This is a genomic window from Tenacibaculum sp. ZH5_bin.1 (genome assembly GCF_042865525.1).
In the GTDB taxonomy this organism is placed as follows: domain Bacteria; phylum Bacteroidota; class Bacteroidia; order Flavobacteriales; family Flavobacteriaceae; genus Polaribacter; species Polaribacter mesophilus.
The window spans coordinates 13,810-31,760 of sequence record NZ_JBEGIO010000001.1 but is presented as its reverse complement, the minus strand read 5'-3'; the positions used below and the strand labels follow the sequence as shown (position 1 = coordinate 31,760).

The window sequence follows — 17,951 nt, the reverse complement described above, 5'->3', positions numbered from 1 at the left end:
TCAGTAAATAGATGTTAAGTGTAGGTTAATTTTAAAATAAAAATGAAAAAAAGTGATTGATAATCAATTAATAAGATTACATTTGTACTTTAATATAATATTTTTTACAATGAAAGAAGGAACAGTAAAGTTCTTCAATGAATCTAAAGGTTTTGGATTTATTACAGAGTCAGGATCAAACACAGAACATTTTGTACACGTATCAGGTTTAATCGATGAGATTAGAGAAGGTGATACTGTTGAGTTTGAACTTAAAGAAGGAAAAAAAGGATTAAACGCAGTTAGCGTTAGAGTATTATAATATACCTCACAATTTATTTTTCTTAAGAGTCTGTTTAACAGGCTCTTTTTTATTTTAATAAAAAATCTTTTTAGGTGTTATTTGAAAAATATTTTATAATTTTGCGCCCACTTATTACGAGATAATAAGATTTATTAATAACCAAGGTCGCGAACCTTAAAAATTAAAATTATGCCTGTAAAAATTAGATTACAAAGACACGGTAAAAAAGGAAAACCATTTTATTGGGTAGTAGCTGCTGATTCAAGAGCTAAAAGAGACGGTCGTTTCTTAGAAAAAATCGGAACTTACAATCCAAATACTAATCCTGCAACTATCGATTTAGATGTTGACGGAGCTGTAAAGTGGTTACAAAACGGTGCTCAACCAACTGATACTGCTAGAGCAATCTTATCTTATAAAGGAGCTTTATTAAAGAATCACTTAGCTGGAGGAGTAAAAAAAGGAGCTTTAACTGAAGAGCAAGCAGAAGCTAAATTTACTGCTTGGTTAGAAGAAAAAGCGGCTAAAGTTGCTGGTAAAACAGAAGGTTTAGCAAAAGCTGAAGCTGACGCTAAAGCAAAAGCTTTAGAAGCTGAAAAAGCTGTAAACGAAGCGCGTATAGCTGCTGCAACTCCTGCTGTAGAAGATAGTGAAGATGCTGCTGCTGAATCAGGTGCTGATAGCGAAGAATAAAAACTGTACTACGATGATGCAAAAAGAAGATTGCTTTTATCTTGGCAAAATCGTTAAAAAACATAGTTTTAAGGGTGAGGTAGTTATTAAGTTAGATACTGATGAACCCGATCTTTACGAAAATTTGGAATCAGTTTTTGTCGATTTAGGCAATAATCTGATTCCTTTTTTTATTGAAAAATCTTCCCTGAGTAAAGGAACTATGTTTAGAGTGAAGTTTGAGGATGTTGATACGGAGGCAGATGCCGAAGCTATTTTACGTTCTGAAGTTTACCTGCCATTAGATATGCTTCCTAAACTTTCTGGAGATAAATTTTATTATCATGAAGTGATAGGTTTTAAGGTTGTTGATACTTCTTTTGGAGAGGTAGGAAATATAGTAAGTATTAATGACTCTTCAGCTCAACCTTTATTTGAAATTGATAGAGACGGAAAAGAGATTTTCATTCCTATGATTGATGACTTTATTAAAAAAGTAGATAGAGATACTAAGACTATTAAAGTTAAAACACCAGAAGGGTTAATTGATTTGTATTTGAGTTAAAAAACATACTCAAATACACAATCTTCTCCGTCTTCAAAAACTTGTTGCATCCCAATAAACTCAAAACCTAGGTTTTTTAATAGTTTTTGAGATTTTTCATTTTTTGGCATCGTCAAAGCTAATACTTTGTCTTGTTTGAATTTAGTACGGACGTATTCAATAATTAGTTTTGTAGCCTCTGTTGCATATCCTTTACCTCTTCCTTCGGGTAAAAATGCGTACCCAATATCAATAAAATCTAACTTGTCTCTTTGCAGTGCTGTTGAAGCTCCAATGGGGGTGTTAGTTTCTTTTAAAATAACCGTGAAAAAACCAAGTCCATTTAATTTAGAGTTTTTAAACAAAGTATCCTTTAGGTAGATACGGGTTTCTTCAATAGATTTTAAATTTTTATCTCCTATAAATTGAATCCAATCAGGATCATTAAATAGTTGAAAATAAAAAGGTGCATCGCTCACTAGAGCTTCCTTAATAATTAGTCGTTCGCTTTCTAATAACATAGCCTAAATATATAATTAAAAATGTACTTTTGCGAAGCAAAAAAAGAATAAAATGAGTTTATTACAAGAATTACAAGATAGAAGCGGAAATCAATGTGAGTTATGCGGATCAAAAAGCGATTTGTCAATTTATGAAGTACCACCAATTTCAACAGGAGGAGTTGATGGGAGTTTGTTGGCTTGTAGTACTTGTATTGAGCAAATTGAAAACTCAGAAGCTACAGACGCTAATCACTGGCGTTGTTTAAATGACAGTATGTGGAGTGAGTTTAGAGCAGTGAAAGTTGTGGCTTGGAGAATGTTACACCGTGTCAAAAAAGATGGATGGTCACAAGATTTGTTAGATATGATGTATTTAGAAGATGAAGAGTTACGTTTTGCAGAAGCTACAGGTGAGCATTTAGATGAAAGTGAAAAAATAATTCATAGAGATGTAAACGGAGCTATTTTACAAGCAGGAGATAATGTTGTGTTGATTAAAGATTTAAAAGTAAAAGGTTCTAGCATGGTAGCAAAGCAAGGAACTGCTGTACGTAGAATTTCGTTAGATCCTGAAAATGCTAAATATATTGAAGGTAAAGTGGGAGCACAAACTATTGTGATTATTACCGATTATGTAAAAAAAATGGCTGAAAAGGAATAGTTTTTTATATTTAGAATAAAATGTCTGCTAAATATTACAAAGAAAAACATTTACAAGCAACAAGATATAAAATAGAGAACGTTATCAGGCAGCAAGATTTTTTGTTAAGACACAGATGGAAAGTAATTGCTGCTGGTATTGTTTTTAGCTTTTGGGCTCCAACTTATGGTGTGGGGCATTCTTTTTCTAATAAAAAATCAATGCTGCAAAAAACAGAATATAGTTATTTAAAGTTAGTAATGCTTTGCGCAACTATTTATATGATTTTTTGCATTCTTTATCATTTTTCTAGCAGACATCAGGATAAGAAAAAACTAAAAGAATTGAAAGAGTTAGAAAAAAGATTGGAAAAAGAAATTTCGGAGTTAAACTAACTTTTTACTTCTCAGTATTATAATACACCTTATAAAACTTCATTTTCTTGTCTTCATCGTATCCTTGTTCTAAATATTCAGCAGAAGCATCAGGAGCATCAACATCAATTTTAATTTGAATATTGGTGTCTAATTTAATTTCAGTTTTAAACTTACTTTTTTCTTTCTTTAAAACAACATCAGATACTTCAAAATTATTACGAATTAGTACATCGTTTAATTTTTCAAAGTGCTGCTTGTAATCCTCAAAAAGGTCTTTATGCTTGTCTTCTTCAAAAATTTCATCTTTGAAGCCATGATAATCTACACTTTCATGTTCTTTAAAATAATCAACAGTATTAGCTAAGAAATTACTTTGTTCTTGTTTTCCAAATTCAGGTTTTATAACCTCTTCAGAAAACTCCTTGCACATTTCTAAGTAATTCTGAGTGTGTAAGTTGCGATCATCAGCATATTTTACACTTAAGAAGTTTTTAATCCAGTATTGCGCATCGTATTGGTTGTTATCTACCGATAAAACTACAGTTCCTTCTGCATCAGTAGAGTTTAAAATTAAACAACCCTTATCCAGTCTTTTTGTTGAAATTCCTTTTTGAACTACTACATCAAAACTATCGTCATCTAAATAGGTTTGAAAGAAGTCTACCTTACTTTCAATTTTAAAAACACCAACGGCTTCAGTTAAAACATCTTTGTATTCAATACCTTCAAAATAAGCTACAATTACATCCCCCGTTTTAATATTGGCAGAGTTTGATTGTTCATATAGGTGATTAACAATATTTTTAGAATGTTTAATAAAAACTTCGTTGCTATCATCTTCAAAAATATCAGAAGTATATTTATTGATTTCGTTTAGACGAACATCAGCATGATGACTAAAGCGGTAACTCTGAGTAACTGAACCGAAAGGCTTCAGTAAAAAAGGGAGTAACAATTCGTAACTTTCTTCATCAAAACGCACTAGACTTTCAGAAAAGGCATTCTGCCCGCTATTGTATTTGTTAGCTACTTTGTGAATAATACATTTGTTAATTTCGGTACGAGTTCTTTTAATCATCTTCTAAAAAATTGGAAGACAAAAATAGAAAAATTAAAGTTTCAATTTTAATTGTTCTGGCAACAATTTAAATGATTTTCGGTGATAGGGAGTTGCTCCAAATTGACGAATAGCTTCGCGATGTTCTTTTGTAGGATATCCTTTGTTTTTCTGCCAGTTATACTGCGGAAATTCTTGATGAATTTTCTCCATATACTCATCACGATAGGTTTTGGCAAGTACAGAAGCAGCTGCGATACTCATAAATTTAGCGTCGCCTTTTACAATGGTTTTATGTGGAGTTTCTTGATAGGGTTTGAACTTGTTTCCGTCAACAATAATAAACTCAGGTTGTACATTTAATTGTTCTATTGAACGATGCATTCCAGTAATAGATGCTTGTAAAACGTTTAGCTCATCAACCTCTTCTTGATGTATAAAAGAAACTCCAAAAGCTAGTGCATGTTCTTCAATATAAGGTCGAAGTTTTTGTCGTTTTTTTTCAGAAAGTTGCTTGGAGTCGTTTAGCAATTCATGCTGAAAATCACCTGATAAAATTACAGCTGCTGCAACTACAGGTCCTGATAAACAGCCTCTACCAGCCTCATCAGTACCCGCTTCTAATTTATACCCGCTATAGTTTAATTGCAACATGCTACAAATTAACAGTTTTCAAAGAAATTAATCGCGATTTTTGTCGTTAAATTATTTTACTTTTGTTGTTATGAAGAAAAATTTCTTAGTATTTTTTTGTTTGATAAGTGTTCAGATAATTTTTGCCCAAATAAGAACAGTTGACGGAGGTTTTGGAAAAATTCCAGGAAGAGATACAGATTCATTACCCGATAATGAGATTAATGTAAAACTTAGTGGAAAAACTAAGTACACTGATTATAAAATTATATCACATAAAAATGATACTACCATTGTAGATACTACATTAACAATTCAAAAAGAGTATAAGTTCAATTTCTTACGAAAGGATAATTTTGAATTATTGGCTTTTCATAATCAAGGACAAACTTTTAACAATTTAGGGTACGATTTTACTAATATTTCTAAGTTTCCTAATATAGGTTTTAGAGCAAAAATGTTCAATTATTTTGAAATTGAAGATGTGAATTATTACCATGTGCCCACCCCTACAACAGAAATAATGTATCGTACAGGGTTAGAGCAAGGTCAGGTATTGGATGCGCTTTTTACAACAAATCTTTCTAAACGATTTAACGTTTCGATAGCTTATAAAGGACTTCGTTCTTTAGGGGCTTACAGGCGTTCTTTAGCTAGTACAGGTAATTTTAGAGTAAGTTTTAGCTATGAAACACCTAAAGGACAGTATGCTATTAGGGGACATGCTGTAAATCAAGATTTTTTTAATCAAGAAAGTGGAGGATTGACAGAGACATCTTTAGAAGCATTTTTAGCAGACGATCCTAATTTTAGTGGGAATAGAGGTAGAATGGATGTGAATTTGAATGATGCTGAGAGTACTTTAGATGCTAAAAGGTTGTATTTTGAACATACTTTTAAATTACTTTCTTCAAAAGATAGTGTGAGTCAAAAAGACTTTTCTAATTTAAAACTTGGGCATTCATTTACTAGAGATTCTAAGTTTTATCGATTTACTCAAGGTACAGCATCAGATATGTTTGGTGATGCAAATATTTCGAGTAACATTAATAATAAAACTATTTATTTACTATATAATAATCAGTTTTTTTTAGATTTTAATTCAAAATATGTACTAGGAAAATTTCGTGTAAAAACAGAATTATCAAATTATACATATGGATATGAAAACTTACAGAATAATACAGTTGGAATTACAAAGAATAAGCTGAAGGGAGATGCAATTTCGTTTGGAGCTGATTGGAATGGAAGAATTGGAAATTTCCATATAAATGCTTCTGGAAGTCTTACACCAGGAAGTGGTCGATTGTCAGGGAATTATCTTTCAGGAGAAGCTTTCTATAAAAAAGATAGTGTACTTACTGTGAAAGGGAGGTTAGGAATAAGTAACAAATTACCTAATTTTAATTTTTTATTACATCAAAGTAGTTACGATGATTTTAATTGGGAAAATAATTTTTCTCAAATAGGGACACGTACATTGGGAGGGGTTATTGAGTCTAAATGGGGAAATGCTTCGTTGGATATCACTAATATTAGTAATTACACGTATTTTGATGAAAATGGTCAACCGAAACAGTTTTCAGGAGATGTAAACTATTTAAAGGCAAAGGCATCTAAAGAATTTACCTTTGGAAAGTTTGCTTTAGATAACACTTTAATGTATCAAAAAGTAGCAAGTGGAAATAGTGTTTTTAGGGTTCCAGAATTTGTTACTCGTAATACACTTTACTATACAGATGAATGGTTCAAAGGAAAACCTTTGTTGGTACAAATAGGAGCTACATTTAAGTACTTTTCAAAATATAAAGCAAATGCGTATAACCCTTTATTAGCTGAGTTTACTTTACAAAATGACACAGAAATAGGATATCCTACAGTAGATTTGTTTTTCAATGCTAGGGTTCGTAGAACTAGAATTTATTTTAAAGCAGATAACATAAGTTCTTTTGTGTTAAAAAAGAATTATTTTTCGGCTCCGAATTACCCGTATAGAGATTTCGTAATTCGTTTTGGAGTAGTGTGGAACTGGTTTATATAAAATGAAAGAAAAGCTGCAAAAAAATTGGAAGTTGTTTTTAATAGCAAGTTTAACCTTAGGTTTAGCACCTTTTAGACCACCACATATTGTTGGAAAGTTACAATGGATAGCAGGAGGGAATGCCTTTTCAGGAGAGCACGCTATGCAGTTTATGGATTGGTTTGATGTTTTTTTGCATGGAACTCCTTGGGTACTTTTAATAGTATCAACTTTATTACATGTTTTCAGGAAAATAGAGCTCCATTTCAGATAAAAAACGTCCTTTAATACTGCTCTCTCGTTTCCCAATTATTTCAAAACCATGTTTTAAATAAAAAGCATCCGAGTTTGGGTCTGATAAAACATTTAATACAGCACAAGAACCGCCTATACAAGATTTTTTTACATGTTCTAGTAGTTTAGAACCAATTCCTTGGTTTATAAATTTAGGGGAGACAAATAAAAAATCTAAAAAACTTGTTCTAATATTAGCTCGATATAAAACATAAAAACCAGCTGTAGTATCGTTAACTTGAAATTTGTAAATATTACAGTTGGTAAACATTTTAGGGGAGACTGTTAAGTCGTTTTTCCACTCTTCCATTTGTTCTTTGGAATATCCCCAATATGCTTTTGAACTTATGGCAATTTCAGTTAATAAGTTAGCGTCTTGTATTTGAGCTTTTACAATCATAAAAAAAGAACCTCACAAAAGGTGAGGTTTATAAACGTTATTATTTAGAAGCTAGTTGTTTTATTTTAATTCTGAATGCAGCAAATAGTAATGTTGTAAAAGGGCTTAGCCAATTAAACATGGCATAAAAAGCATAATCTATAACAGGAACACCTAAAACACCAGAATGATAAGCTCCGCAAGTATTCCAAGGAATTAAAACAGAGGTAACAGTACCAGAATCTTCTAAAGTTCTACTTAAGTTTTCAGGAGCCAACCCTTTATCTTTATAAGCTTGTGCGTACATTTTTCCAGGTACAACAATTGCTAAATATTGATCAGAAGCGGTGAAATTTAAACCTATACATGTACCAACAGTACTGGCAAATAATCCGAATACTGAATCAAATAAGCTTAACATAAAACTGCTAATTTTAGCTAAGGCTCCAATAGCATCCATGACCCCACCAAAAACCATTGCTAATAAAATTAACCATACGGTTCCAAGCATTTTTTTCATACCACCGGCAGTAAATAAATCTTTTAACACTTCATTATCAGTAGTTACAGAGGTTTCTACGGTTATAGCTTGCATTATTCCTCTGTAGGCAGATTCAAAATCTAGCTTTTCAACTCCAGAAATTTGAGAAACAACATGAGGTTGAAAAATCAAAGCAAAAGCACCACCCAATATGGTTCCAGCTAAAAGAGCGATTAAAGGAGGTGTCTTCTTAATAATTAGAACTAAAACTAATACAGGTACAAGAAATAACCATGGGGTTATATTAAAAGCTTTGTTAATGTCGCTAAGCATTTGTTGAGTATTCGCGTCACCAGTTGTAGTTTGGGTAAATCCTAAAATAACAAAAAAGATAATAGTTACTATAAATGTAGGTACAGTAGTATAAGTCATATATCTTATATGTGTAAACAAATCTGTTCCAGCCATGGCTGGAGCCAAGTTTGTAGTGTCTGACATTGGAGACATCTTGTCGCCAAAATAAGCACCAGATAAAACTGCACCAGCAGTCATACCTAAAGAAATACCTAAAGCTTCACCAATACCAATTAAAGCTATACCTACTGTTGCTGAAGTTGTCCAAGAACTTCCAGTGGCAACAGATATAACTGCACATATTATTAAACAAGCTACTAAAAAGATAGTCGGGTTTAAAATTTGAAGCCCGTAATAAATCATTGAAGGTATAATACCGCTTACAAGCCATGTTCCTGCAAGCGCACCTACCATTAACAAAATTAAAATAGCACCTGCTGTTGATTTTATGTTTTCAGCAACTTCTTCAATCATTCTTTCGTAGGAAACTTTATTTTTAAAACCTACAATAGCCGCAACAGCTCCACCTAATAATAAAATAAATTGATTACTTCCACTTAAAGCATCGTCTCCAAATACATATACATTATATGCAAGCATACCTATTAAAGCGAAAACAGGAATCAAAGCTTCCCAAATACTCAACTCTTTATTTTGAATTATTTTTTGATTTTCTATTTCAATTTTAGATAGGTTTTTGTCGTCTTGCATGTATGGTATTTTTTTCGGCTTGTAATGTTACGATTTTGTAGAGAATTACACAAATCGAATTAGTTTACAATATTTTTTAAAAAAAATTGAATAGAAATACTATATAAACAAAAATGTCATTTTAAAAAATGTGAAATGGTTTAGTGCCTTTCATTTTGTTTAAAATGATAGAATCGAGAAGATATTATAAGTGTTTTACAAAACGCCTACTTTTTTCATGCAAGTTTTCATCATTTGATAGGTGCGCTCTATGTCATTATCTAATCCAATAGAAAAACGAATTAATCCATCGGTAAGTCCCATTTCTTTTTGTTCTTCTAAAGGAATTTCTGATGACGTTGAAGTCCCTGGAGCTGAAAATAAAGTTTTATAAAAACCTAAACTTACAGCTAAGTACCCTAGATTTTCATCCTGCATTAATTCCATTAAAGCATTGGCTTTGTCTAGAGATCCAGCATCAATAGTTAGCATTCCTCCAAAACCATATTCTTCATTCATCATTGATTTAAACACCTTATGAGAAGGGTGTGATGGTAATCCTGGGTATACAGTTTTTAATCCGTCAGCTTCAAATTTTTCAGCTAAATAACTCGCATTTTTACTGTGTTGCTTTACTCGTATATGTAAAGTTCTCATATTTTTCAGGATTGAAGAAGCGCGTAAAGAGTCCATAGAAGCTCCTAATAACATACTTGCTCCATCAATTACACTTTTTTGAGAATTGATAAAATCTGCAGTTCCACAAATAACTCCTCCCATAGTGTCAGAAGAACCGTTGATGAATTTTGTTAAACTGTGAATAACAATATTGGCACCCAATTGAGCTGGAGAAATTGATAGAGGAGAAAATGTATTGTCAACTACCAACTGTAAATCATGCTTTTTAGCTAATACTGAAAGAGCTTTAATATCTGCGACCTCTAATAACGGATTGCTTACAGTTTCGCAATAAATCATTTTAGTATTTTTGTTAATGGCAGCTTCTACTTTGTCTAACTTTGTAATGTTTACAAATGAAGTTTCAATTCCTATTCTTGGAGTAAAGTTTTTAAGAAAGGCATAAGTTCCTCCATAAATAGTTCTACTTGAAACGATATGATCTCCAGCCCCACATATTTGTAAAATAGTAGGAGTAATGGCTCCCATACCAGTAGCTGAAACATTAGCTGTTTCAGTACCTTCCATAGCAGCTAAAGCTTCAGATAGATATAAGTTTGAAGGAGATGAGTGGCGAGAGTATAAATAACAACCATCTGTATTCCCTTCAAAAGTATCAAACATAGTCTTTGCTGATAAAAAAGTATAGGTAGAAGAATCTGAAATAGAAGGGTTAACTCCTCCAAATTCTCCAAAGTACTGTAGATCTTGTATGTTGTTTGCAGGTTTAAATTTCATATCGATTAAAGTTAATTATTAGTAGACTACTAAGTTCTGTTTTAGTTGTTTAAAAATCAATACAAAGCGGTTTTTGTAGAAAATCACACTAATTTTATGTTTGTATTTAGTTTTTTATTAGTTTGTGTTCAGATAAGTTGTAATAAAATAGATTTTTTTTCAGATGAAGTTAGATAATATAGATAAGAAGTTATTAGGGTTACTTCAAACAGATAGTAAACAAACAACAAAACAGTTATCATTGCAATTAGGTCTTTCTGTAACAGCTGTTTATGAGAGAATAAAGAAGTTGGAAAAAGAGAAGGTCATTAAACAGTATGTTGCATTGCTAAATAAAAACAAAATAGAAAAATCATTTTTAGTTTTTTGTCATATAAAGTTAGAGAAACATAACAAAGATTATATAGCTCTTTTTGAGCGTGAAATTAAAAAATTAGAAGAAGTAACAGAGTGTTTTCATGTAAGTGGAGATTATGATTATGTGTTAAAAATTTATGTGAAAGATATGGATGCTTATAGAGAGTTTATGATTAATAAAATTACAGCATTAAAACATGTTGGAAGTACTCACAGTATTTTTACAATAGGTGAGGTTAAAAACTCAATAGCAATAGCTTTATAAAATATTTTGTTGATTTTTATAAAAAGAATCAGCCTGTAGCTTCATAAGGTTACGAGCCATCTTTTGTTTATAATTGTAGAGTTCTTCTTCTGTTTTTAAATCAGAGTATATTTTGTTGTTGAGGTCTATATCAGTGTGTAAAATAGCTTCTCGTTGATGAACTTGTTGTTGAATCCAAGTTTTAACTTGAGATTCATGGTTTTCCAATTTATAATCGTATTCACTTTTTGAGCTAATAAGTTTGGCAAAAATAGGAGCAGTTTCTATTGCTAAAAATAGTAGGAAGATAAAGAAAGAAGGTAGCCAAGGTAGTTTGTTTAAAGCATTAACACGAGCCATTAATCCATCAAAATTAGAAATAATAGGTTGTGTTTGTGTTTCTTTTAATTTTTGACTTTCGATCAAATTAGCAATAGCAGCTTCTTTCTGTTTTATTTTTTCGGTATTTTCAGCTTTTAATTGATTAAGTTCTGCAAGGGCAGTATCGTGTTTATCTCTTTTTTCTTTGTAAACAGGTCCTCTGCCAATTAATTTGGTGCCTTTTCTTCCTTCGGCTTCAGCTATATAGGTTTCATATAATTTATTTACCTCGCTTTCTTTCGTTGTGACCTTATCTTTTAAAGAAGTGATTTCAGAATTAATTTTTGTTATTTCAGGAGTGAATTGTTGTGCAATTTGAGTTTTGTTATCCAAAGTCATCTGATTTTTTTCAGTCAGTAATACTTGATTGATTTCCTTTTCGAAAATTTTTAATTCTAATGGTTTAGAAATCACCACAGCAATTATCATAGCAAGTAACAATCTAGGAAGTATTTGTATAAGTTCTTTTCGTTTAGACTCTCTTTTTTTAATAGTAGAAACAATAAATCTATCTAAATTAAAAATGAGTAACCCCCAAACAATACCAAAGAAAATAGCGGTGTAAATATTATCAAAAACTGTAAATAAAGCATAAGCAGAAGCAATGGTAGCCATTAAAGCAGTGAAGAAAACGGTAGCACCAATACCAGCATATTTGTTTTGTTCACCATTAGCACAATTTTCAAGCAAATCTAAATCAGCTCCAGAACAAAGAAGGAAAAAACGTTTTAACATAAAATAAGCTTATAGTTTAGTAACGAGTGATTTAGGGTTTTGTTACAAAAAAAGCCTCATTTAAGAGGCTTTTAACAAGTATGTGTTTTAAATATCAGTTATTTGTTGCTGGTTACATATACTAACCCTGTACCATCTTTATTTTTTTTAACATCAACTTTTCTTATGTCTTTAGGTGCAATTTTGTGTAATTTTTCTTTAGAAATAAGTTTACCATCTAAGTAATATTTTATATCAGAGGTGTTAATGTTATTTGTGTTTTTAGTAACTTTTTTGCTATAAAACTTGATGGTTTTTTTGTTGTTTTTAGCTTGTATTAAGGTTCTTAGTCCTTTTTTATTTTTAATTAACTTAATAACTTCATTATAACTCAGCTTTTTGTTATCGAAATAGAAATCAGCATTTTTGTTTTGATATATGTATTCGATAGCATTTATTGAAGGAGGTGGAATGTTTGAGGTTTCTTCTTCTCTAATAACTTCATAGCTATGGGGTGGAGGTGGAGGTATGTTTAAAGCTTCACCTTTTATAACAATTCTACTTGTAGGGCTTGGAGGTGGAGGGAGTTGTCCCTTTTCATTCTCTGTTAATTCTGAGATTTTTTTAGTTATTTTATTTCCTTTTTCATCATGATAAGTTATTTCCACGTCTTCATGATTAATACTTTTTTTATAAACTGTTACTGATGAAGGAATTGAATCTTTTGAAGTTTCAGTAGAGAGTACATGTTTTTTTGTTGTTTCTGCTTCAACTCTTTCAGCAAAGAGAAAAGTGAATCCTGCTATTACTGGTATTACTGCCAGTTTTTTAAGCAAAATTTTGGTACGAGAACTTTGTTTTGTCATCATTAATAATCTTTTTTTAGTTAATAAATAATTCAAATTACTGGCCAAGTAATATTCGTTGTTCCAAGCAGCTCTATTTAATAGTAAATATTGATACTCGGTAGTATTTTTATGTGTAGTAATCACTTTGTTGTCTGCTAAAAACTCATGATTTAACTTTATTGCTTTTTTAAGGAATATAAATGTTGGATTGATCCAAAAAATGATTTGTAAAAATTCAATAAATAATATGTCAAACGTGTGTTTTTGTAGAGCATGTGTTAACTCGTGTGTATAGAGTTCAGTTTCAATCTTGTTTGAATTGTATTCCTCTTTGTTGATAAAAATGTAGTTCCAAAAGGTGTGTGGACTAATTAAATCGTCAACTAAAACAAGGGTAGCTTTGTCTTTTTTTATTTTTTTATACTGTTTTATTTTTAAGAAGATATTAAATAGGTTTTTTGTAAAGCGGATTAATAAAATGATTGCTACAATTGTATATCCAAGAAATAAATATTGGGTATAGCTAATTTCCTTAACAGGATTTACATCCAAATTTGAATCTGTAATCAAGGAAGGGACAGCCTTTAAAGTATTCGGAATAGTTTCTATATAGATCTTATAAAAAGGAGCTATAAACGAAAATAATACACTACCCAATAAATAAAACCGATTGAATTGGTGCATTTTTTCTCGTTCTAATATCAAATGATAAAAGAGAAGCAGCAATGCTAAACAAATTCCTGATTTGATAAAATACGTTATCATTATTGTTGCTTTTTAATTTGCTGATCGATAATTTTTTTTAAATCTTCTAATTCTGAAACTGATAAATCTGTTTTTTCAGTAAAAAATGAAGCAAATTGACTAGCAGAGTTATTAAAGAAGTTTTTAATCAATCCGTTTACATGCTTTGAAAAGTAGTCTGACTTTTTTACCAAAGGAAAATATTCTCTTGATTTTCCATCTAATGTATAATCTAGAAATCCTTTATCTTTCATTCTTTTTAATAGTGTAGCAACTGTAGTTGTAGCAGGTTTTGGTTCAGGAAATTCTGCTAAAATATCTTTCATAAAAGCTTTTTTTAGTTTCCATAAATATTGCATCACTTGTTCTTCAGTTTTCGATAATTGCATTTCGATAAAATTTGAATTGTGTTCTACAAATGTAGAAATAAATTTTAATTCTACAAGTGTAGAGTTTAAAATGTTGCAAAAAAAAATAGCCTTGAGGAAGTTTCAAGGCTATTTTTTTGATGTTATTAAGGGTGAATTATTTTGATAATTCTGTAAAATATTGATAAAAATACGGGATAGTTTCAATTCCTTTTAAGTAATTCCACACTCCAAAATGCTCGTTTGGTGAGTGAATGGCATCAGAATTTAATCCGAATCCCATTAAAATAGTTTTACTTTTTAATTCTTGTTCAAATAAAGCAACGATAGGAATACTTCCTCCACTACGTTGTGGAATAGGAGTTACTCCAAAGGTTTCTTGGTATGCTTTACTTGCTGCCTGGTAACCAATATTATCAATTGGAGTTACATATCCTTGTCCTCCATGATGAGGTTTTACTTCTACTTTTACTGATTTAGGAGCGATACTTTCAAAGTGTTTTTTGAACAATTCAGTAATTTCTTCCCATTCTTGTCCTGGTACTAAACGCATTGAAATTTTTGCGTACGCTTTTGAAGCAATTACAGTTTTTGCTCCTTCACCTGTATATCCTCCCCAAATTCCGTTTACGTCTAAAGTAGGGCGAATAGAGTTACGCTCGTTAGTAGTGTAACCAGCTTCTCCATGAACATCATCAATATCTAAAGCAGCCTTGTATTCTTCTAATGAGAAAGGTGCTTTCGCCATTTCATCACGCTCTTCACGAGACAATTCTTCTACTTTATCATAAAATCCTGGGATGGTAATATGATTATTTTCATCGTGTAATGAAGCAATCATTTGTGTTAAAATGTTGATAGGGTTTGCTACAGCACCTCCATATAAACCAGAATGTAAGTCTCTATTAGGTCCAGTAACTTCAACTTCTACATAACTTAATCCACGTAAACCAGTAGTAATTGAAGGAATGTCGTTTGCAATCATTCCTGTATCAGAAATTAAAATCACGTCGTTGGCAAGTTTCTCTTTGTTTCTAGGAACAAACCACGCTAAACTTTCTGAACCTACTTCTTCTTCACCTTCAATCATAAATTTCACGTTACAAGGTAGGTTGCCAGTATGAGTCATGTATTCTAATGCCTTTACATGCATATACATTTGCCCTTTATCGTCACAAGCACCGCGTGCAAAAATGGCTCCTTCAGGGTGAATGTCTGTTTTTTTAATCACAGGCTCAAAAGGAGGTGAGGTCCATAAATCGATAGGGTCTGCTGGTTGTACGTCGTAATGACCATAAACCAAGACTGTTGGTAGATTAGGATCTATTATTTTTTCTCCATAAACAATAGGATACCCAGGAGTTTCGCAAATTTCTACTTTATCACATCCTGCTTTTTCTAAACTTTCTTTAATAGTATCAGCGGTGTTTAATACATCTTGATTGTAGGCAGGATCTGCACTTACTGAAGGAATTTTTAATAAATCGATAAGCTCATTAATAAAGCGATCTTTATGTTGAGTAATATAATCTTTTACGTTTTGCATGTGTTATATATTAATTAGCATCAAAAATAAGAAAAATAGTATACTTCTTCTTTGTAGTTTGCAAGTATTGTTTATATTTGCATCCACAAATTCAAAAGTACGCGGGCGTGGTGGAATTGGTAGACACGCTAGACTTAGGATCTAGTGCCGTGAGGTGTGAGAGTTCGAGTCTCTCCGCCCGTACTAAAAGTCGAAGAGAAGTCTTCGACTTTTTTATTGGTCTCAATTTATACCACTTGATTAGATTACTTTTAGTTATGTTAAAGATGTTACCTTTTTTATGACAAAAGTCTATAGAAAAAGGTTATCATCCATATGTTAACTTGTTGTTTAGTTTAAGGAGGAGATAATTCTAGGGCATTTTTAAATAAAAGCTTTTGTGTTATTGAATAGTTATATAAAAGTGTTTACATAATTTTTTCCAAAAAGTAAAAACAAAATACCATTGGTTTTTTCGCCTACTTTTTTGCGGATAATTGAAAAGGCTTTTGTTATTTGTGCTTCAACAGTTTTAATAGATATATTTAAGTATTCTGCAATTTCAATGTTGGTTAAACCATCTTGTTTACTTAATAAAAAAACCTGTTTGCATTTTGGAGGTAAATTTTCTATTTCTCTTTTAACCAGTTTTATTAACTTTTCAATACCAGTTTTATCATCCTCTTCTAAAATAATATCCAAAGCATCAATATGTTTTTTCTCAATTGCCATAGTAGATTTCAACTTGCGATACTGATCAATAAATTCATTGTAAACTAATTTATAGAGAAAACTTTGTATAGCAAACTCGCTTTTAAGTTTGTGTCTTTGTTGCCAAACACGAATAAACACATTTTGCACAATATCTTCGGCAAGATTGTGGTCATGTGATAAGCTAAAGGCATAAACACATAATTTTTGGTTGTATTGTTCAACTAAAAAAGTGTAGGCTTCTGTTTTCCCTATTTTAAGGGCTTTAATTAGTGATGCATTATCTGTTGAAAAATATGGCATTTTATAAAATTTCTTCTGCAAAATAAAAAAAATATTAAGAAAAAGTTAGGGTAAGGTAAAATAGGTTCGTAATACTATAAAATAGTAGAGTTGAATGATTTCTCCAGAAACCGAAAAAATAATAGTAAAATACCTTATCAAACAAGCAAACTCAAGCGAGTTGGATACTCTTTCACTATGGCTTAATAATCCTGATAATATAAAATTGTTTAACGATTATGTAAGAACTAATTATGCTATTAACTATAATATGAAAAAATATAATTCTGCCCAAACTAAGGCAAATTTGTTACGGGTTATTAAAATAGAAAAATCTGCAAATCGTTTGGCTAAGATAAAAATGAACCTTTTAAAATATGCTGCATTAATACTCATATTTTTATCTATAGGATATGGTTATATACAGGGTTATTTTACAAGTGATGACAAACTTATTCTTCCTGAAGAAAGCATAACACTTCAGCTAAACGATGGTAATATTAAAGTTATAAATGATGATGAGGCAGTTGAAGTTATTGAGGTTAATGGACGTGTTATAGGTGTTCAATCAGGAAAACAACTAGCATATAATAGCAATGATGAAAACGATACATTGATTTATAATACCCTAGCAGTCCCTTATGGGAAAAGATTTGAAGTGCAATTATCAGACGGAACAATAGTAAGTTTAAACTCAGGATCATCGTTGAAATATCCCGTTAATTTTATAAAAGGAAAAAATAGACATGTATTTTTAAGTGGTGAAGCTTTTTTTAAAGTGGCAAAAGATACTAAGCATCCGTTTATTGTTAGTGCTAATGAAATTGATGTGCGTGTGTTGGGTACTAAATTTAATATATCGTCTTACCCCGAAGATAATAATATAAACACAGTATTGGTTGAAGGTTCAGTAAGTACATATAAAACAGGAGAAACCTATAAACCTGAAAGTGCAATTTTACTAAAGCCAGGTAATAAAGCCGCTTGGAATAAAATAAATAAAACTATACAAGTTACAGAGACAGATGTAGAAACGCATTTAGCTTGGATTAGTGGCAGGCTTATCCTTTATGAAGTTGAGTTTAGTGCCATATTAAAAAAATTAGAGCGACAGTATAATGTAGAATTCATAAATAACAATACCGCCTTGAAAAACAGGTTTTTTACAGCAAAATTTGATGTTGAAGATATTGAACAGGTTATGGAAAGTTTAAGTTACTCTGGGAAATTCACATATAAATTTGATGAAAATAAAATAATAATTAATCCATAAAAACTGAAAATAATATGATAAAAAGCTAACTAAAAATTAAACCTCAGTATAAAAAATAAAACCGGAAAATGCTGCAACATTCTCCGATTAAAAAAGTGATTCAAATGTCTAACACAATTAAATCAAACCAAAAGTATGAAAAAAATCATCATTGGGATAAG

At 31.1% G+C, this 17,951-nt stretch carries 20 protein-coding genes and 1 tRNA gene; 10 read left to right on the top strand and 11 right to left on the bottom strand.

What is annotated here, in order from left to right; all coding sequences use genetic code 11:
* Positions 1 to 109 precede the first annotated feature (109 nt).
* From ABHQ57_RS00145 to rimM, 3 genes are all read left to right on the top strand, one after another.
* Positions 110 to 301 carry a cold-shock protein gene (locus ABHQ57_RS00145; protein ID WP_028891302.1) on the top strand — a complete coding sequence of 64 codons (192 nt, stop codon included), beginning with the start codon at positions 110 to 112 and terminating at the stop codon, positions 299 to 301.
* A 171-nt stretch (positions 302 to 472) separates the two neighbouring features.
* Positions 473 to 976, top strand: a complete 504-nt coding sequence (locus ABHQ57_RS00140) for a 30S ribosomal protein S16 (RefSeq protein ID WP_047790292.1) — start codon at positions 473 to 475, stop codon at positions 974 to 976.
* A 16-nt stretch (positions 977 to 992) separates the two neighbouring features.
* On the top strand, positions 993 to 1,520 hold the full coding sequence (gene rimM / locus ABHQ57_RS00135; protein WP_159489072.1) for a ribosome maturation factor RimM: 528 nt from the start codon (positions 993 to 995) through the stop codon (positions 1,518 to 1,520).
* On the opposite strand, the gene ABHQ57_RS00130 is transcribed toward rimM, so the two are convergent.
* Complete coding sequence (locus ABHQ57_RS00130) at positions 1,517 to 2,020, bottom strand: GNAT family N-acetyltransferase (protein ID WP_159509670.1); 504 nt, start codon at positions 2,018 to 2,020, stop codon at positions 1,517 to 1,519. The two genes, rimM and ABHQ57_RS00130, sit on opposite strands and share 4 nt — an antisense overlap.
* A 52-nt stretch (positions 2,021 to 2,072) precedes the next feature.
* Between ABHQ57_RS00130 and ABHQ57_RS00125 the strand changes: the two genes are divergently transcribed.
* Together ABHQ57_RS00125 and ABHQ57_RS00120 are read left to right on the top strand one after the other, a co-directional pair.
* The gene (locus tag ABHQ57_RS00125; RefSeq protein WP_047790290.1) at positions 2,073 to 2,663 is read left to right on the top strand and encodes an alkylphosphonate utilization protein; all 591 of its coding nucleotides are present in this window, start codon (positions 2,073 to 2,075) and stop codon (positions 2,661 to 2,663) included.
* Positions 2,664 to 2,683: 20 nt separating this feature from the next.
* The gene (locus tag ABHQ57_RS00120) at positions 2,684 to 3,037 is read left to right on the top strand and encodes a hypothetical protein (protein ID WP_159489035.1); all 354 of its coding nucleotides are present in this window, start codon (positions 2,684 to 2,686) and stop codon (positions 3,035 to 3,037) included.
* Positions 3,038 to 3,041: 4 nt separating this feature from the next.
* On the opposite strand, the gene ABHQ57_RS00115 is transcribed toward ABHQ57_RS00120, so the two are convergent.
* Both ABHQ57_RS00115 and ABHQ57_RS00110 read right to left on the bottom strand, forming a co-directional pair.
* Positions 3,042 to 4,097 (bottom strand): nucleoid-associated protein, encoded by a 1,056-nt coding sequence (locus ABHQ57_RS00115; RefSeq protein WP_167712427.1) that lies wholly within the window; start codon positions 4,095 to 4,097, stop codon positions 3,042 to 3,044.
* A 33-nt stretch (positions 4,098 to 4,130) separates the two neighbouring features.
* A complete protein-coding gene (locus tag ABHQ57_RS00110; RefSeq protein WP_167712426.1) occupies positions 4,131 to 4,730 on the bottom strand; it encodes a ribonuclease HII in 600 nt (199 codons plus the stop codon).
* A 70-nt stretch (positions 4,731 to 4,800) separates the two neighbouring features.
* Here ABHQ57_RS00110 and ABHQ57_RS00105 point away from each other — a divergent pair, with 70 nt between their 5' ends.
* On the top strand, positions 4,801 to 6,750 hold the full coding sequence (locus ABHQ57_RS00105) for a putative porin (RefSeq protein WP_167712425.1): 1,950 nt from the start codon (positions 4,801 to 4,803) through the stop codon (positions 6,748 to 6,750).
* 1 nt (position 6,751) lies between these two features.
* Complete coding sequence (locus tag ABHQ57_RS00100) at positions 6,752 to 7,003, top strand: hypothetical protein (RefSeq protein ID WP_167712424.1); 252 nt, start codon at positions 6,752 to 6,754, stop codon at positions 7,001 to 7,003.
* On the opposite strand, the gene ABHQ57_RS00095 is transcribed toward ABHQ57_RS00100, so the two are convergent.
* The 3 genes from ABHQ57_RS00095 to ABHQ57_RS00085 all read right to left on the bottom strand — a co-directional run bounded on the left by ABHQ57_RS00095 (position 6,965) and on the right by ABHQ57_RS00085 (position 10,343).
* Complete coding sequence (locus ABHQ57_RS00095) at positions 6,965 to 7,423, bottom strand: GNAT family N-acetyltransferase (protein WP_047790284.1); 459 nt, start codon at positions 7,421 to 7,423, stop codon at positions 6,965 to 6,967. The genes ABHQ57_RS00100 and ABHQ57_RS00095 overlap by 39 nt on opposite strands.
* 40 nt (positions 7,424 to 7,463) lie before the next feature.
* A complete protein-coding gene (gene nhaC, locus ABHQ57_RS00090; protein WP_047790283.1) occupies positions 7,464 to 8,948 on the bottom strand; it encodes a Na+/H+ antiporter NhaC in 1,485 nt (494 codons plus the stop codon).
* Between the two features lie 195 nt (positions 8,949 to 9,143).
* Entirely contained in the window at positions 9,144 to 10,343 is a 1,200-nt protein-coding gene (locus ABHQ57_RS00085) for an aminotransferase class I/II-fold pyridoxal phosphate-dependent enzyme (protein WP_159489045.1), read from the bottom strand.
* 163 nt (positions 10,344 to 10,506) lie between these two features.
* Here ABHQ57_RS00085 and ABHQ57_RS00080 point away from each other — a divergent pair, with 163 nt between their 5' ends.
* Positions 10,507 to 10,965, top strand: coding sequence for an Lrp/AsnC family transcriptional regulator (locus tag ABHQ57_RS00080; protein WP_047790281.1), 459 nt, complete (start codon positions 10,507 to 10,509; stop codon positions 10,963 to 10,965).
* Here ABHQ57_RS00080 and ABHQ57_RS00075 read toward each other — a convergent pair.
* From ABHQ57_RS00075 to ABHQ57_RS00060, 4 genes are all read right to left on the bottom strand, one after another.
* The gene (locus ABHQ57_RS00075) at positions 10,960 to 12,060 is read right to left on the bottom strand and encodes a DUF4407 domain-containing protein (RefSeq protein ID WP_167712423.1); all 1,101 of its coding nucleotides are present in this window, start codon (positions 12,058 to 12,060) and stop codon (positions 10,960 to 10,962) included. The two genes, ABHQ57_RS00080 and ABHQ57_RS00075, sit on opposite strands and share 6 nt — an antisense overlap.
* A 98-nt stretch (positions 12,061 to 12,158) precedes the next feature.
* Positions 12,159 to 13,652, bottom strand: coding sequence for a M56 family metallopeptidase (locus ABHQ57_RS00070; RefSeq protein ID WP_389861787.1), 1,494 nt, complete (start codon positions 13,650 to 13,652; stop codon positions 12,159 to 12,161).
* The gene (locus ABHQ57_RS00065; protein ID WP_167712421.1) at positions 13,652 to 14,020 is read right to left on the bottom strand and encodes a BlaI/MecI/CopY family transcriptional regulator; all 369 of its coding nucleotides are present in this window, start codon (positions 14,018 to 14,020) and stop codon (positions 13,652 to 13,654) included. The genes ABHQ57_RS00070 and ABHQ57_RS00065 overlap by 1 nt, the downstream gene beginning before the upstream one ends.
* 136 nt (positions 14,021 to 14,156) lie before the next feature.
* Positions 14,157 to 15,545: a dipeptidase gene (locus ABHQ57_RS00060; RefSeq protein ID WP_047790278.1), complete on the bottom strand. Its 1,389-nt coding sequence runs from the start codon at positions 15,543 to 15,545 to the stop codon at positions 14,157 to 14,159.
* A 101-nt stretch (positions 15,546 to 15,646) separates the two neighbouring features.
* Between ABHQ57_RS00060 and ABHQ57_RS00055 the strand changes: the two genes are divergently transcribed.
* Positions 15,647 to 15,728, top strand: a tRNA-Leu gene (locus ABHQ57_RS00055).
* A 210-nt stretch (positions 15,729 to 15,938) separates the two neighbouring features.
* On the opposite strand, the gene ABHQ57_RS00050 is transcribed toward ABHQ57_RS00055, so the two are convergent.
* Complete coding sequence (locus ABHQ57_RS00050; protein ID WP_047790277.1) at positions 15,939 to 16,538, bottom strand: RNA polymerase sigma factor; 600 nt, start codon at positions 16,536 to 16,538, stop codon at positions 15,939 to 15,941.
* A 94-nt stretch (positions 16,539 to 16,632) separates the two neighbouring features.
* Between ABHQ57_RS00050 and ABHQ57_RS00045 the strand changes: the two genes are divergently transcribed.
* Positions 16,633 to 17,790 (top strand): FecR family protein, encoded by a 1,158-nt coding sequence (locus ABHQ57_RS00045; RefSeq protein ID WP_167712420.1) that lies wholly within the window; start codon positions 16,633 to 16,635, stop codon positions 17,788 to 17,790.
* Positions 17,791 to 17,951: the final 161 nt, after the last annotated feature.